General features: G+C 54.5%; 16 protein-coding genes. 10 read left to right on the top strand and 6 right to left on the bottom strand.

Translation table 11 applies throughout. The features are described from left to right. Positions 1-15 precede the first annotated feature (15 nt). The 3 genes from BH714_RS11955 to yfcG all read right to left on the bottom strand — a co-directional run bounded on the left by BH714_RS11955 (position 16) and on the right by yfcG (position 1,995). Positions 16-909 carry a TIGR01777 family oxidoreductase gene (locus BH714_RS11955; RefSeq protein WP_014171021.1) on the bottom strand — a complete coding sequence of 298 codons (894 nt, stop codon included), beginning with the start codon at positions 907-909 and terminating at the stop codon, positions 16-18. Positions 910-922: 13 nt separating this feature from the next. After that, entirely contained in the window at positions 923-1,291 is a 369-nt protein-coding gene (gene folX, locus BH714_RS11950) for a dihydroneopterin triphosphate 2'-epimerase (protein WP_032680550.1), read from the bottom strand. A gap of 74 nt (positions 1,292-1,365) precedes the next feature. Then, positions 1,366-1,995, bottom strand: a complete 630-nt coding sequence (gene yfcG / locus BH714_RS11945) for a GSH-dependent disulfide bond oxidoreductase (RefSeq protein WP_020883132.1) — start codon at positions 1,993-1,995, stop codon at positions 1,366-1,368. A 140-nt stretch (positions 1,996-2,135) separates the two neighbouring features. Here yfcG and yfcF point away from each other — a divergent pair, with 140 nt between their 5' ends. The 3 genes from yfcF to yfcD are packed head-to-tail and all read left to right on the top strand — an operon-like array spanning position 2,136 to position 3,996. Continuing rightward, positions 2,136-2,780, top strand: a complete 645-nt coding sequence (gene yfcF, locus BH714_RS11940; RefSeq protein ID WP_040019056.1) for a glutathione transferase — start codon at positions 2,136-2,138, stop codon at positions 2,778-2,780. Positions 2,781-2,834: 54 nt separating this feature from the next. After that, a complete protein-coding gene (gene yfcE / locus BH714_RS11935) occupies positions 2,835-3,386 on the top strand; it encodes a phosphodiesterase (protein ID WP_014171017.1) in 552 nt (183 codons plus the stop codon). 55 nt (positions 3,387-3,441) lie between these two features. Further along, entirely contained in the window at positions 3,442-3,996 is a 555-nt protein-coding gene (yfcD, locus tag BH714_RS11930) for an NUDIX hydrolase YfcD (protein ID WP_014171016.1), read from the top strand. A 3-nt stretch (positions 3,997-3,999) separates the two neighbouring features. Here the strand turns inward: yfcD and BH714_RS11925 are convergent, their stop codons facing one another. Then, complete coding sequence (locus tag BH714_RS11925) at positions 4,000-5,019, bottom strand: LacI family DNA-binding transcriptional regulator (protein WP_014171015.1); 1,020 nt, start codon at positions 5,017-5,019, stop codon at positions 4,000-4,002. Between the two features lie 238 nt (positions 5,020-5,257). Between BH714_RS11925 and BH714_RS11920 the strand changes: the two genes are divergently transcribed. The 5 genes from BH714_RS11920 to BH714_RS11900 all read left to right on the top strand — a co-directional run bounded on the left by BH714_RS11920 (position 5,258) and on the right by BH714_RS11900 (position 9,239). Then, positions 5,258-5,701 carry a PTS sugar transporter subunit IIA gene (locus tag BH714_RS11920; RefSeq protein ID WP_032678615.1) on the top strand — a complete coding sequence of 148 codons (444 nt, stop codon included), beginning with the start codon at positions 5,258-5,260 and terminating at the stop codon, positions 5,699-5,701. 79 nt (positions 5,702-5,780) lie between these two features. Then, on the top strand, positions 5,781-6,053 hold the full coding sequence (locus tag BH714_RS11915; protein ID WP_014171013.1) for a PTS sugar transporter subunit IIB: 273 nt from the start codon (positions 5,781-5,783) through the stop codon (positions 6,051-6,053). A gap of 21 nt (positions 6,054-6,074) precedes the next feature. Beyond that, entirely contained in the window at positions 6,075-7,466 is a 1,392-nt protein-coding gene (locus tag BH714_RS11910; protein ID WP_020883137.1) for a PTS ascorbate transporter subunit IIC, read from the top strand. Next, a complete protein-coding gene (locus BH714_RS11905) occupies positions 7,463-8,293 on the top strand; it encodes a transketolase (protein WP_040018040.1) in 831 nt (276 codons plus the stop codon). The genes BH714_RS11910 and BH714_RS11905 overlap by 4 nt, the downstream gene beginning before the upstream one ends. After that, a complete protein-coding gene (locus BH714_RS11900) occupies positions 8,286-9,239 on the top strand; it encodes a transketolase family protein (protein ID WP_040018039.1) in 954 nt (317 codons plus the stop codon). Before BH714_RS11905 ends, BH714_RS11900 begins: the two co-directional genes overlap by 8 nt. Before the next feature lie 44 nt (positions 9,240-9,283). Here BH714_RS11900 and pta read toward each other — a convergent pair whose 3' ends face one another. Together pta and ackA are read right to left on the bottom strand one after the other, a co-directional pair. After that, the gene (gene pta, locus BH714_RS11895; RefSeq protein WP_014171009.1) at positions 9,284-11,425 is read right to left on the bottom strand and encodes a phosphate acetyltransferase; all 2,142 of its coding nucleotides are present in this window, start codon (positions 11,423-11,425) and stop codon (positions 9,284-9,286) included. 76 nt (positions 11,426-11,501) lie between these two features. Next, on the bottom strand, positions 11,502-12,704 hold the full coding sequence (gene ackA, locus BH714_RS11890; protein WP_040018038.1) for an acetate kinase: 1,203 nt from the start codon (positions 12,702-12,704) through the stop codon (positions 11,502-11,504). Between the two features lie 337 nt (positions 12,705-13,041). Here ackA and yfbV point away from each other — a divergent pair, with 337 nt between their 5' ends. Then, positions 13,042-13,497, top strand: coding sequence for a terminus macrodomain insulation protein YfbV (gene yfbV, locus BH714_RS11885; protein WP_008502875.1), 456 nt, complete (start codon positions 13,042-13,044; stop codon positions 13,495-13,497). Positions 13,498-13,588: 91 nt separating this feature from the next. After that, positions 13,589-14,083: a YfbU family protein gene (locus BH714_RS11880; protein ID WP_020883140.1), complete on the top strand. Its 495-nt coding sequence runs from the start codon at positions 13,589-13,591 to the stop codon at positions 14,081-14,083. Positions 14,084-14,093 lie beyond the last annotated feature (10 nt).

The following is a 14,093-nucleotide window of genomic DNA, read 5'->3' as shown; positions in this document are numbered from 1 at the left end:
CATATCACTGTAACATTATCTCACCACATCCCCCAGCGCCTCTTCTAAGTCATACCAGCGGAACGCAAACCCGGCCGCTTCCAGCCGTTTTGGCAGGGCCCGTTGCCCGCCTAACACCAGCACGGACGCTTCACCCATCATCAGGCGGATCACCGTAGCAGGCACGCGCAAAATCGCCGGGCGATGCAGGGCATGTCCGAGAGCATGGGCAAACTGTTCATTTCGCACCGGGTAGGGCGCAACCATATTAAACGGCCCGCGCAGATCGTTATCCAGCAGCCAGAGAATACCGTTGACCATATCGTCGATATGGATCCACGCCAGATACTGACGGCCATTGCCGATTGGCCCGCCAAGACCGAGCCTGAAAGGGGGGAGCATCTTCGCCAGAATGCCGCCTTTCGGGGCAAGGACCACACCGGTGCGTAGCAGGCAGACGCGGGTATGATCGCTTTGCGCAGCACAGGCGATACGCTCCCACTGGGCGCAAAGTTTATGGGTGAACTCGTTGTGGGGCGGCTCTTCTTCCGTTACCACCACCTCGCCGAGATCGCCGTAATACCCTACGGCGGAACCCGAAATGAGAACCGACGGCGGGGTATGACTGTTGCGGATAAGCTCAACCAGCTTCTCGGTAAGGGTCCACCGGCTGCTGCACAGGAGCTGTTTTTGCTCTTCCGTCCAGCGCTTATCGGCGATCGGTTCGCCTGCCAGGTTGATGACGGCGTCAAACCCGTCCAGATTCTGCTGCTCGGCCAGATTTCTCCAGATGTCGATACCTGCGCCCAGCACCTGGCGCGCTTTCTCTGGACTGCGCGTCACCACGGTGATGTCGTGATGCAACGCCTGCAGACGCGCAATGAGATGGCGACCAATCAGGCCGGTACCGCCGGTCAGCAAAATCTTCATACAACCTCCAGGGTTACGCCTGGCGTTGCCAGCTTAACGTCATCGAGACGGAATCGGCGTAACGCAGGGCGTGAAGTTTATCGATCTCTACTTCAGCATAAGTGACCCAGTGATGATCGCGTGCGATGTCGAGCACATCCTGAGTTAATTTTTCCAGTAAAGAGAAGCGGTTGTTTTCCACGTACTGGATGATTTTTTTGGTTATCGTGCGGTAGTTCAGCGCATCATTAATATCTTCGCTGGCCCGCGCTTTATCAGCCGGGTAGTGGATAACCACATTAATCACGATATCCTGACGGTTGGCGATCTCTTCCTCTTTGATACCGATGAAGGTGCGTAGGCGTAAATTTTTTATACGAATAATAGCGTCATGCTGTGACATTGCAGGTCTTCTCCGTGTCAGAATTTCCTTCACATAATACATGAGAGCCTCTCCGGCACACACCAGCCACCGGCTTAAATTTGCTGGATTTTTTGCATGGCGCGTTCGGTGGCCGGACGCGTGCGGATTCGTTCAAACCAGTTGTTCACCGCCGGGTAAGACGCCAGGTCAATGCGGTGCTTTTCATGGGTATTCACCCAGGGCCAGCAGGCAATGTCGGCGATGCTGTAATGATCCCCGCCGAGCCACGGTGCTTTCTCCAGCCGACGGTTCAGAACGCCGTATAACCGCTGGGTTTCCACCTGATAGCGTTCGATAGCATAAGGAATCGGCTGCGGCGCGTAGGCAGTAAAATGGTGGTTTTGTCCGAGCATCGGCCCCAGACCGCTCGTCTGCCAGAAAAGCCACTGCAGCGTGTGGTGACGCTCGCGCAGCTCTCCGCTCAGCAATTTGCCAGTCTTCTCTGCCAGATAGAGCAATATTTCTCCGGATTCAAACAGGCTCAACGGCTTGCCCCCATCGGCAGGATGGTTATCAATAATGGCCGGGATTTTATTGTTTGGCGATATAGCCAGAAAGAGAGGACTGAACTGATCGCCTTTGCTGATATCCACGCGAATGATCCTGTAATCCAGTTCGGCTTCCTCAAGAAAGAGGGTGATCTTATGGCCGTTCGGGGTGGGGGCATAATAAAGGTCGATCATTCTCAACTCCTGTCAGTGAAAATAGTGACGCCATGAAAAATGAGTATAGGTGGTTGTTGTAAATCGTGAGTTTTCATCAAGTGACAGCGAGGCAAAGAGATTATATGTTGAATGAAAACCGATCAGCCGATGAGGATGTTATGAACCAGCCCGTAATCACGTTATGGTCCGATGCAGATTTCTTTTCTCCCTATGTTCTGAGCGCGTATGTGGCGCTGGCCGAAAAAGGACTGTCATTTACGCTAAAGACGGTGGATCTGGACGGCGGTGAACATCTGAAACCACAGTGGCAGGGCTACGCCCTGACCCGTCGCGTGCCGGTGCTGGACATTGATGGCTTCGCGCTGAGTGAATCGTCGGCGATCGATGAGTATCTGGAAGATCGGTTCGCACCACCTGAGTGGGAGCGCATCTACCCTCACGATCTGCAAAAACGTGCCCGCGCACGTCAGATCCAGGCGTGGCTGCGCAGCGATCTGGTGCCGATTCGCGTGGAACGCTCCACGGATGTGGTGTTTGCCGGGGTGAAAAAACCGGCGCTGAGTAAAGACGGTGCGGACAGTGCCCAAAAACTGATCGATACCGCGTCTTCTCTGCTGGCTCATGGTAATCCGAATTTATTCGGCGAGTGGTGTATTGCCGATACCGATCTGGCGCTGATGCTGAACCGTCTGATCCTCAATGGAGATGAGGTGCCTCAGCTGCTGGTGGATTATGCCGCGTTTCAGTGGCAACGCGCCTCAGTGCAGCGCTATGTGGCACTCTCCGCTAAGCGGGCGGGCTGATATAGCCTGACGCTTCAGGTATGATAGGGCAGTCTGATTTCCAGGGAGTGACTGATGAAACTGATGTTTGCGTCTGATATCCATGGTTCGCTGCCCGCGACCGAGCGTGTTCTTTCTCTGTTTGCTCAAAGCGGGGCGCAATGGCTGGTGATTCTGGGGGATGTGTTAAATCATGGTCCACGCAATGCGCTGCCGGAAGGCTATGCACCGGCGCAGGTAGCGGAAAAACTCAACCAGTATGCTTCGCGCATTATCGCCGTTCGCGGTAACTGCGACAGTGAAGTGGACCAGATGCTGCTGGATTTTCCCATCACTGCCCCCTGGCAACAGGTGCTGATGGAAAATAGCCGTCTGTTCCTGACCCATGGTCATCTTTTTAGCCCGGAAAATCTCCCGGCACTGGCGGCTGGCGATGTCCTGGTTTACGGTCATACTCATATTCCGGTGGCAGAAAAACGCGGCGAGATGTATCACTTTAACCCCGGTTCGGTCAGCATACCGAAAGGTGGAAATCCAGCAAGCTATGGCATGCTCGATGAGAATACGTTAAGCGTAATCGCACTTAATGATCAGCAAGTTATTGCGCAAATAGCGATTAATCCGTAAGTTACACCTCAACTGCAAACGCGCCGAAAGAGCGCTTAGACGAGAAGGTTTCCCGATGGTGGAGCAGAGTCATTTGGCAAGTACAGAGTGGGTTGACATTGTCAACGAAGAGAATGAAGTGATCGCGCAGGCCAGCCGCGAACAAATGCGCGCGGAGCGTCTGCGTCACCGTGCGACATACATCGTTGTGCATGACGGGATGGGCAAAATTCTGGTTCAGCGCCGCACGGACACCAAAGATTTTCTCCCTGGTATGCTGGATGCAACTGCAGGCGGCGTTGTTCAGGCGGATGAAGTTCTGCTGGACTCCGCGCGTCGTGAAGCGGAAGAAGAGTTAGGGATTGCCGGCGTGCCGTTTGCCGAGCATGGTCAGTTCTATTTCGAGGACGAACATTGCCGCGTCTGGGGCGGGCTGTTTAGCTGCGTTTCCCATGGCCCGTTCGCCCTGCAGGAAGAAGAAGTGAGCGAAGTGAACTGGATGACGCCGGAAGAAATTACCGCGCGTTGCGACGAGTTCACCCCGGATTCGTTAAAAGCGCTGGCGCTGTGGATGACCCGCAACGCTAAAAACGAATCCACGAAAGCGGAAAAAGAGGAAGAGGCGGAGTAAGCCTCAACAGCTCTCCCGCAGACACAGGCTGGACGCGATGGGTTTATGATCGCGCCAGTCTCCATCATTCAGACGTTCCAGTAACGCGCGTCCCGCTTCAATCCCAATCTTACGATGTGGCACAGCCATGGTCGTCAGCGGTGGCTGACAGACCCGGCTGACGTCGCTATCGCCGAAACCCACCACGGCCAGATCGTCCGGTACTTTTATACGCCGACGCTGGCATTCATAAAGTGCCCCGCAGGCCAGTTCATCCGACACGCACACCAGTGCATCCAGCTCCGGCCATGCCAGCAGGAACTCCGGCAGTTGCGCCGCACCCGTGGAAAAACTCGGTGGCATGGCGGCGTTAATCACCCGGTTTGGTGACATATGGTGGCGAAGCATCGCTTTGTACCAGCCCTGTAAATGCTGCTGGAAAATCCACTGCTCCTGGTTAGCGCACAGCAGGCCAATATTCTGGTAGCCACGCTTAATAACCATCTCCGTCAGTTCGTACATCGCCGCGACGTTATCAATCCCGATATTCATATCGATAGGATCGGCGCGCATGGCCCCCATCTCCATGACCGGAATGGAGGCGTTTTTCAGCCAGTGGCGGACAGTATCGGAGTGTTCAACGCTGAGCAAAATCGCAGCGGCAATGTTCGAGGCCAGCAGCGTCTCCAGCAATTTTTCTTCCTGCTCGAGTCGATGCTGTGATTCGGCCAGCATGATCTGGTAGCCGGCAGGCTGCAGCACCTGCTGAAGCCCGGCGAACATCTCCGAGCAACCGGATTCGGAGAGATTAGGAACGACCATCGCAATCGTCCATGACGATGCCGAGGCCAGCGCGCTGGCAGCGAGATTAGGCATGTAACCCAATTCCTGTACAGCGGCTTCTATTTTTTCTCGCAGTTTATCGGAAACCTGTTCAGGCGTGCGGAGTGCACGGGACACGGTCATCGTGCCCACCCCAGCAAGCTGTGCGACATCGGCGAGTGTCACTTTACCGGTACTGCGCCGTTTTCGGGTTAGAGACATACACCTTCCTGCTGACCAGACGCGTTTTTATTATCATCCTTCGTTTCACGTGAAACGCATTATACGCCTTAAATCCCTTTTTTTGCTGTGAATTCACACCATGATTACAATTTGATAGCGCTATCACACTTCTGAATGTTAGCGATTGGTAGCGCTATCTTTGTGATCCCGATCGCAGTCAATAAGGGATGTGTTGAATAAAGTTTGCTCATCTTTTGCATTGTGGCGGGACGGAGAAATGCTGAAAAAGTGGATATATGATACAACCATCACGCTGCAGGAGAGCGTGGAAAGCTGGCCGCAGGCGCTGGAAATATGCGCGAAACCGTTGCTGAATCTGCAGGTGATTGGCCCGGAATACGTGACGGCCATCATTGAGCAGCATCATGCATTAGGACCTTATTATGTGCTGGCACCAGGGCTGGCCATGCCGCATGCGCGGCCGGAAGAGGGGGCCAAAGGATTAGGCCTCTCATTATTAAAACTGAAAAAGGGAGTCTCTTTTGGTGCCGGCGAGTTCGATCCCGTGGATGTTATTATTATGCTCGCGGCGCCGGATAAACACAGTCACATCGACATGATCTCTGCCCTCGCTGAATTATTTTCCAGCGACGACGATATGGCTGAATTGCATCAGGCGAATACCCTGGAGGACATTAAAACGATTATTGACCGCTTCTGATTTAATTCTCTCATCCGATTTATCACAACATTACGTTTAGCGTGATGGGGCGTGCTCTACTCAAAAAAAGGGGACAACAATGAAAATTATGGCTATTTGCGGTTCAGGCCTGGGCAGTAGTTTTATGGTCGAAATGAATATTAAAAAGGTGCTCAAGAAGCTGGCCATTGACGCCGACGTTGAACACTCCGATCTTTCCTCGGCAACGCCGGGTGCCGCCGATCTTTTCGTGATGGCGAAGGACATTGCCGCCAGTGCCAGCGTGCCGGAAAGCCAGCTGGTGGTGATCAACAACATCATTGATATCAACGAACTCGAAGCGCAGCTCCGCGCCTGGTTCGACAGACAATAATCCTGATAAGGCGAGGTGGATATGTTTATCCTTGAAACGCTGAATTTCGTTGTTGATATATTAAAAGTCCCGTCGGTTCTGGTGGGCTTAATAGCCTTAATTGGCCTGGTCGCTCAAAAGAAATCTTTTTCTGATGTGGTGAAAGGGACCATTAAAACCATACTCGGTTTTATTGTGCTTGGCGGCGGGGCTACGGTGCTGGTTGGGTCATTAAATCCGTTAGGCGGAATGTTTGAACACGCCTTTAATATTCAGGGCATTATTCCCAATAACGAGGCAATTGTTTCCATTGCGCTGGAGAAATACGGTGCCTCTACCGCGCTGATTATGGCATTCGGTATGGTGGCAAATATCATTGTCGCCCGCTTTACGCGTCTGAAGTATATCTTCCTGACCGGGCATCACACCTTCTACATGGCATGCATGATTGGGGTCATCCTCACCGTGGCGGGCTTTGAGGGCGTTGGTCTGGTCTTTACCGGGTCGCTGATCCTCGGTCTGGTAATGGCCTTCTTCCCGGCGCTGGCGCAGCGTTACATGAAGCGCATTACCGGCAACGATGACATCGCTTTTGGTCACTTCGGTACCCTGGGCTATGTTCTCTCCGGCTGGATTGGCAGCAAGTTCGGCAAAGGCTCTCGCTCGACTGAAGAGATGAACCTGCCGAAGAACCTGAGCTTCCTGCGCGACAGTTCTATCTCCATCTCGCTGACCATGATGATCATCTACCTGATCATGGCGGTGAGCGCCGGCCGTGACTACGTTGAGGCGACCTTTAGCGGCGGTCAGAACTATCTGGTCTATGCCATCATCATGGCCATCACGTTCGCCGCGGGGGTGTTCATCATCCTGCAGGGTGTGCGCCTGATTTTGGCGGAAATCGTCCCGGCCTTTACCGGCTTTTCTGAAAAACTGGTGCCGAATGCACGTCCGGCTCTGGACTGCCCGGTTGTCTATCCGTATGCGCCGAATGCGGTGCTGATTGGCTTCCTGTTTAGCTTCCTTGGCGGACTGGTGGGTCTGTTTATCTGTGGGCAATTCAGCTGGGTGCTGATTCTGCCTGGTGTGGTGCCGCACTTCTTCACCGGCGCCACCGCGGGCGTGTTTGGTAACGCCACCGGGGGACGTCGTGGAGCGATGATTGGTGCGTTTGCCAACGGCCTGCTGATCACCTTCCTGCCGGTTCTGCTGCTGCCGGTGCTGGGGGCAATTGGATTTGCCAATACCACGTTCTCGGACGCTGACTTTGGCGCTGTCGGGATCGTGCTGGGTAACCTGGCGCGCTTCCTGTCGCCGCTTGCCATCACCGGCCTTGTTGTGGCGTTGTTCGCACTGCTGGTGGCGTACAACGTGTTCGCTAAAAACAAATCTGCGGGCGATAACGCGCAGGAAAACACCGGAGCCAAATCATGAATGAGAATGAGATAACCCATCTGGCGCGTCAGATCCGCCTTGAAACGCTGAAAGCGCTGACCGAGCTGGGCTTTGGTCACTACGGCGGCAGTATGTCGGTTGTTGAAACCCTGGCCGTATTGTACGGCGCAGTGATGAAAATTGACCCGGCCGACCCGGACTGGCCAGAGCGTGACTACTTTGTCTTGTCAAAAGGACATGCTGGTCCGGCGCTGTACAGCACCCTGGCGATCAAAGGCTACTTCCCGATGGAAGAGCTGAGCACGCTGAACCAGAACGGTACGCGTCTGCCGAGCCATCCGGACCGGCTAAAAACGCGCGGCGTGGATGCCACCACCGGCTCGCTGGGGCAGGGGATTTCCATCGCCGGTGGAATGGCGCTGTCGCATAAGCTGGCGGGACGCCCCAACCGGGTTTTCTGTATCGTCGGCGACGGCGAGCTGAACGAAGGGCAGTGCTGGGAAGCGTTCCAGTTTATTGCACACCATCGCCTGAATAACCTGACGGTATTCGTTGACTGGAACAAACAACAGCTTGATGGCGAACTCGACGACATTATCTGTGCGTTCGATCTGGAGGGAAAATTCCGTGCCTTCGGGTTTGACGTGGTGACGGTGAAAGGAGATGACATTCCGGCACTGCTGGAGGTGACATCGCTGGTTCCGGCGGCGGATGCTCGCCCGCTGGTGGTGATCCTCGACAGCATCAAAGGGCAGGGCGTGCCGTATCTGGAGCAACTGAGTAACTCGCACCATCTGCGATTAACCGCCGAGAGCAAGGCGGCCCTCAACGAGACGATTCGCCAACTGGAGGCTTCACATGATTAAGGTTGCACCTGCAGGTCAGAAAGACGCCGTTGAGATGCGTAAAGTCTACGCGGGGTTTGTGGCACAGCAGATTGAAGCCGGGAGCGACATTATCGCCCTCGAGGCGGATCTGATGAGCTCAATGGCGATGGATGGCGTGGCACGTGATTATCCGCAGCATGTGATTAACTGCGGCATCATGGAAGCTAACGTTATGGGGACGGCGGCGGGGCTGTCGCTGACCGGACGCAAGCCGTTCGTGCATACCTTTACCGCCTTCGCCAGCCGTCGCTGTTTCGACCAGCTGTTTATGTCCCTGGACTACCAGCGTAACAATGTGAAGGTCATTGCTTCAGATGCCGGCGTGACGGCCTGTCATAACGGCGGCACGCATATGTCGTTTGAAGATATGGGCATCGTGCGGGGGCTGGCCCATTCGGTGGTGCTGGAGGTAACGGATGCGGTGATGTTTGAAGATGTACTGCGCCAGCTTATTGACCTCGACGGTTTCTACTGGGTGCGTACCATCCGTAAGCAGGCTCCGAGTGTGTATGCGCCGGGTTCGACATTTACGCTTGGCAAGGGCAACGTACTGCGCGAAGGCAGTGACATCACCCTGATTGCCAACGGCATTATGGTGGCGGAAGCGCTTGAAGCGGCGCGTCAGCTCGAACAGGAGGGCGTCAGCGCCGCGGTGATCGACATGTTTACCCTTAAGCCGATTGACCGGATGCTGGTGAAAAACTACGCCGAGAAAACCGGACGTATCGTGACCTGCGAAAACCACAGCATTCATAACGGGCTGGGATCGGCAGTGGCGGAAGTGCTGGTGGAAACCTGTCCGGTGCCGATGCGTCGGGTGGGCGTGAAGGAGCGTTACGGCCAGGTGGGGACACAGGACTTCCTGCAGAAGGAGTATGGCCTGACGGCACACGACATTGTGTCGGCGGCGAGGGAGTTGTTGTAAATAAAAAAGGCGACCCTCGGGTCGCCTTTTTAGTCAGTAACGTATTACTGCTGTTGTGAAGACTGGATCGCGGTCAGAGCGATGGTGTAGACGATATCGTCAACCAGCGCGCCACGGGACAGGTCGTTCACAGGTTTGCGCATACCCTGCAGCATTGGCCCGATGGAGATCAGGTCTGCAGAACGCTGTACCGCTTTGTAGGTGGTGTTACCGGTGTTCAGATCCGGGAAGATGAACACGGTAGCGCGACCCGCAACCGGTGAGTTCGGTGCTTTGGATTTCGCAACGTCAGCCATAACCGCGGCATCATACTGCAGTGGACCGTCGATCATCAGGTCAGGACGTTTTTCCTGCGCCAGACGCGTCGCTTCACGGACTTTCTCTACATCGCTACCTGCACCAGAAGTACCGGTGGAGTAGGAGAGCATTGCCACGCGAGGTTCAATACCGAAGGCAATCGCGGAATCGGCAGACTGAATAGCGATCTCAGCCAGCTGCTCTGCAGTTGGATCCGGGTTGATCGCACAGTCACCGTAAACGTAAACCTGTTCAGGCAGCAGCATGAAGAACACGGAAGACACCAGAGAACTGCCTGGCGCCGTTTTGATCAGCTGCAGCGGTGGACGAATGGTGTTCGCCGTGGTGTGAACCGCACCGGAAACCAGACCGTCAACTTCGTCCTGCTCCAGCATCAGCGTGCCCAGCACAACGTTGTCTTCAAGCTGCTCACGCGCTACGGCTTCGGTCATGCCCTTGCTCTTACGCAGCTCAACCAGACGTGCAACGTAGCTTTCGCGAACCACTTCCGGGTCGACGATTTCAATACCTGCACCCAGCTCAACGCCCTGAGAGGCAGCAACGCGGTTAATTTCATCCGGGTTACCCAGCAGCACACAGGTCGCGATGCCGCGCTCTGCACAGATGGCAGCCGCTTTAACGGTACGTGGTTCGTCGCCTTCTGGCAGAACAACACGTTTGCCCGCTTTACGCGCCAGCTCGGTCAGCTGGTAACGGAAGGCCGGAGGAGACAGACGACGGCTGCGCTCGGAGGTCGCCGTCAGGGATTCAATCCAGTCTGCGTTGATGTAGCCCGCAACGTATTCCTGCACTTTCTCGATACGCTCATGGTCATCAACCGGCACTTCCAGGTTGAAGCTCTGCAGGCTCAGAGAGGTCTGCCAGGTGTTGGTGTTCACCATAAAGACTGGCAGGCCAGTGGCGAACGCACGTTCGCACAGCTTGCTTACGCGTGGATCCATCTCGTAAGCACCGGTCAGCAGAATGGCACCGATTTCCACACCGTTCATCGCGGCCAGGCACGCAGCAACCAGCACGTCAGGACGGTCAGCGGAGGTCACGAGCAGGGAGCCTGCGCGGAAGTGTTCCAGCATGTGCGGAATGCTACGCGCACAGAAGGTCACAGACTTCACGCGGCGGGTGTTGATGTCGCCTTCGTTAATCACGGTAGCGTTCAGGTGACGCGCCATGTCGATTGCACGGGTAGCAATCAGGTCGAAGCTCCATGGCACCACGCCCAGTACTGGCAGCGGGCTGGAATCCTGCAGGGTAGCCGGATCAACTTTAACCACTTTCGCTTTAGAAGAGTCATCGAAGATTTCGGACAGGTCAGGACGGGTACGACCTTGTTCATCAACCGGTGCGTTCAGTTTGTTAACGATAACGCCGGTGATGTTGGTATTTTTCGCGCCGCCGAAGCTGCTGCGGGTCAGTTCGATACGCTCTTTCAGCTGTTCCTGGTTATCGGTACCCTGGGACATGACGAACACGATTTCCGCATTCAGCGTTTTCGCGATTTCGAAGTTCAGAGACTGAGCGAACTGGTGTTTGCGGGTCGGGACCAGGCCTTCAACCAGCACCACTTCCGCGTCTTGCGTGTTAGCGTGGTAGTTGGCGATGATCTCTTCCATCAGCACGTCTTTCTGATTGCTGGAGAGCAGAGATTCAACGTGGCTCATCTTCAGCGGTTCAGCCGCTGGCAGATTGGAGTTCTTACGCACGATGGTGGTGGTCTGGTCTGGCGCATCGCCACCGGCACGAGGCTGGGCGATAGGCTTAAAGACGCTCAGACGAACGCCTTTGCGTTCCATAGCACGGATAACGCCAAGGCTGACGCTGGTCAGACCGACGCTGGTTCCGGTAGGGATCAGCATAATAGTACGGGACACGGTTTATCCTCTTTCGTTACCGCCGACAGGGGGCGGGCTACAAAACAGCACCGCCAGCATTGCTGGCGGTGTGGAATCAGGCAGTCAGGCGGTGCGCGTCTTGCGCGATGACCAGCTCTTCGTTAGTTGGGATAACGATAGCCGGACGGGTGCCTTCTTTGTTGATGAAGCCAGACTTGCCGAAGCGGGCAGCCAGGTTACGCTCGTGGTCAACTTCGAAGCCCAGAACACCCAGTTTACCCAGGGACAGTTCACGAACCATTGCCGCGTTCTCACCGATACCACCGGTGAAGATAACCGCGTCCAGACGACCGTCCATCAGCGCAGTGTAAGAGCCGATGTACTTCGCCAGACGGTGGCAGTAAACGTCCATTGCACGTTTAGCGTCTGCTTTTTCTGCGTAGTTGTCTTCAACATAACGGCAGTCGCTGGTGACTTCGGTCAGACCCAGCAGGCCAGACTCTTTGGTCAGCATTTTGTTGATCTGATCAACGCTCATGCCCAGGGTGTCGTGCAGGTGGAAGATGATCGCCGGGTCGATGTCACCGGAACGGGTACCCATCACCAGACCTTCCAGCGGGGTCAGACCCATGGATGTATCAACACATTTACCGTTGCGGATGGCAGAAACAGAACCACCGTTGCCCAGGTGGCAGGTGATGATGTTAACTTCTTCAACCGGCTTGTTCAGCACTTTAGCGGCTTCCTGAGTCACATAGAAGTGGCTGGTGCCGTGCGCGCCGTAGCGACGAACGCCGTGCTCTTTGTAGAGGCTGTACGGCAGGGCATAGAGGTAAGATTCTTCCGGCATGGTCTGGTGGAACGCAGTGTCGAACACAGCCACGTTTTTGTCTTTCAGCTGCGGGAAGGATTTCAGCGCTTCAGCGATACCGATCAGGTGAGCTGGGTTGTGCAGCGGTGCGAAAGAGGCAGAGTCTTTAATGCCCTGGATAACCGTTTCGTCGATAACGACGGAACTGGTGTATTTTTCGCCGCCGTGGACGATACGGTGACCAATCGCAGTCAGCTGAGCAGACAGTTCTGGTTTTTGTGCCAGAATAGTGTTAACGATAAAGTTCAGCGCTTCACTGTGAGCGGCGCCTGCACCTAAAGCCGCTTCCTGTTTGCTGCCGTCCATCTTCCACTTGATACGTGCTTCAGGCAGATGGAAACATTCGGCCAAACCAGAGAGGTATTCGTCACCGTTGAGCGCATCGATGATGGCGAATTTCAGTGAGGAGCTACCGCAGTTCAGAACCAGTACTAACTTACTCGACATGGAAGTACCTATTATTGATACGTGGCTAAAAAAACGTCAGGGAGTCTAAAAGCGTAACGCATAATGACTCAGACATTTATGATTAACATCATGCCAAACGAACATTGTGGCATGATGGAAGAAATACATATGATTTTATGCCATTTTGAACATTTTTCAGCCAATGGCATAATATGCGATAATTTGACGAGTTAATGGTTCTCGTCTAAGGGCCTATCAGGCTGGCACAGAATACCCGATACGGGGTGCTGATGACAAAATATTTTGAACGTTGTCATAGCCTGTTGTGGTTTTGCACGAAAATTTTAATTTTTATATGTGAAGTTGAGGTACAGCCATGTCGACACCAGAGAACCCGTCCGTGAATTTTTTCAGTCTGTTTCGTCGGGGACAGCATTACGCAAAGACGTGGCCAATGGAAAAGCGCCTTGCGCCCATGTTTATTGAGAACCGCACGATCCGCGCCACGCGCTATGCGATTCGCTTTATGCCACCTGTCGCCATCTTTACGCTCTGCTGGCAAATCGCGCTGGGCGGGCAGCTTGGCCCGGCCGTTGCGACGGCACTTTTCGCGTTAAGTCTGCCGATGCAGGGTCTGTGGTGGTTAGGTAAACGTTCTATCACGCCACTCCCGCCTTCTATTTTACACTGGTTTTATGAAGTTCGCGGGAAACTGGAGGAAGCCGGGCAGGCGCTTGCCCCGGTCGAAGGCAAGCCCGATTACCAGGCGCTTGCTGACACGCTCAAGCGCGCTTTTAAGCAACTCGACAAAACATTCCTCGATGACTTGTGATTGATCATCGAAACGACGAATAAAAGAAGGCACAGTAACTCACCGTTACCGTGTCTTTTTTTACAGTGCAATGCGCTACAGGAGTCGAAAGATGGAAATGACCCATGCTCAACGTCTGATTTTGTCCAACCAGTACAAAATGATGACTATGCTTGATCCCGATAACGCTGAGCGCTACAGCCGCCTGCAGACAATCGTCGAACGTGGCTTTGGTTTGCAGATGCGTGAACTGGACCGCGAGTTTGGTGAGATGAAAGAGGAAACCTGCCGCACCGTGATCGACATTATGGAGATGTATCACGCCCTGCATGTTTCCTGGACCAATCTCAAAGATCAGCAGTCCATTGACGAACGTCGCGTCACCTTCCTGGGCTTTGATGCCGCAACGGAAGCGCGTTATCTGAGCTATGTGCGTTTTATGGTGAACACGGAAGGGCGCTATACCCATTTTGACGCGGGCACACACGGCTTCAATGCGCAGACCCCAATGTGGGAAAAATATCAGCGCATGCTGAGCGTCTGGCACGCCTGCCCGCGCCAGTACCATTTAAGTAACAATGAGATTCAACAAATTATTAATGCCTGACGGAGGTGCT

Source organism: Enterobacter ludwigii (assembly GCF_001750725.1).
Taxonomy (GTDB): Bacteria; Pseudomonadota; Gammaproteobacteria; order Enterobacterales; family Enterobacteriaceae; genus Enterobacter; species Enterobacter ludwigii.
Note: the sequence above shows the minus strand (reverse complement) of the source record. Positions and strands in the feature narration are given on the sequence as shown.

Excerpts from the sequence above, each read along its gene's own strand:
- folX (WP_032680550.1), bottom strand. The coding sequence starts at position 1,291 with ATGTCACAGCATGACGCTATTATTCGTATAAAAAATTTACGCCTACGC.
- ackA (WP_040018038.1), bottom strand. The coding sequence starts at position 12,704 with ATGTCGAGTAAGTTAGTACTGGTTCTGAACTGCGGTAGCTCCTCACTG.
- BH714_RS11910 (WP_020883137.1), top strand. The coding sequence starts at position 6,075 with ATGTTTATCCTTGAAACGCTGAATTTCGTTGTTGATATATTAAAAGTC.
- yfcF (WP_040019056.1), top strand. The coding sequence starts at position 2,136 with ATGAACCAGCCCGTAATCACGTTATGGTCCGATGCAGATTTCTTTTCT.
- BH714_RS11905 (WP_040018040.1), top strand. The coding sequence starts at position 7,463 with ATGAATGAGAATGAGATAACCCATCTGGCGCGTCAGATCCGCCTTGAA.
- BH714_RS11900 (WP_040018039.1), top strand. The coding sequence starts at position 8,286 with ATGATTAAGGTTGCACCTGCAGGTCAGAAAGACGCCGTTGAGATGCGT.
- BH714_RS11915 (WP_014171013.1), top strand. The coding sequence starts at position 5,781 with ATGAAAATTATGGCTATTTGCGGTTCAGGCCTGGGCAGTAGTTTTATG.
- yfcG (WP_020883132.1), bottom strand. The coding sequence starts at position 1,995 with ATGATCGACCTTTATTATGCCCCCACCCCGAACGGCCATAAGATCACC.
- BH714_RS11920 (WP_032678615.1), top strand. The coding sequence starts at position 5,258 with ATGCTGAAAAAGTGGATATATGATACAACCATCACGCTGCAGGAGAGC.
- BH714_RS11925 (WP_014171015.1), bottom strand. The coding sequence starts at position 5,019 with ATGTCTCTAACCCGAAAACGGCGCAGTACCGGTAAAGTGACACTCGCC.
- BH714_RS11955 (WP_014171021.1), bottom strand. The coding sequence starts at position 909 with ATGAAGATTTTGCTGACCGGCGGTACCGGCCTGATTGGTCGCCATCTC.
- BH714_RS11880 (WP_020883140.1), top strand. The coding sequence starts at position 13,589 with ATGGAAATGACCCATGCTCAACGTCTGATTTTGTCCAACCAGTACAAA.
- yfcD (WP_014171016.1), top strand. The coding sequence starts at position 3,442 with ATGGTGGAGCAGAGTCATTTGGCAAGTACAGAGTGGGTTGACATTGTC.
- yfcE (WP_014171017.1), top strand. The coding sequence starts at position 2,835 with ATGAAACTGATGTTTGCGTCTGATATCCATGGTTCGCTGCCCGCGACC.
- yfbV (WP_008502875.1), top strand. The coding sequence starts at position 13,042 with ATGTCGACACCAGAGAACCCGTCCGTGAATTTTTTCAGTCTGTTTCGT.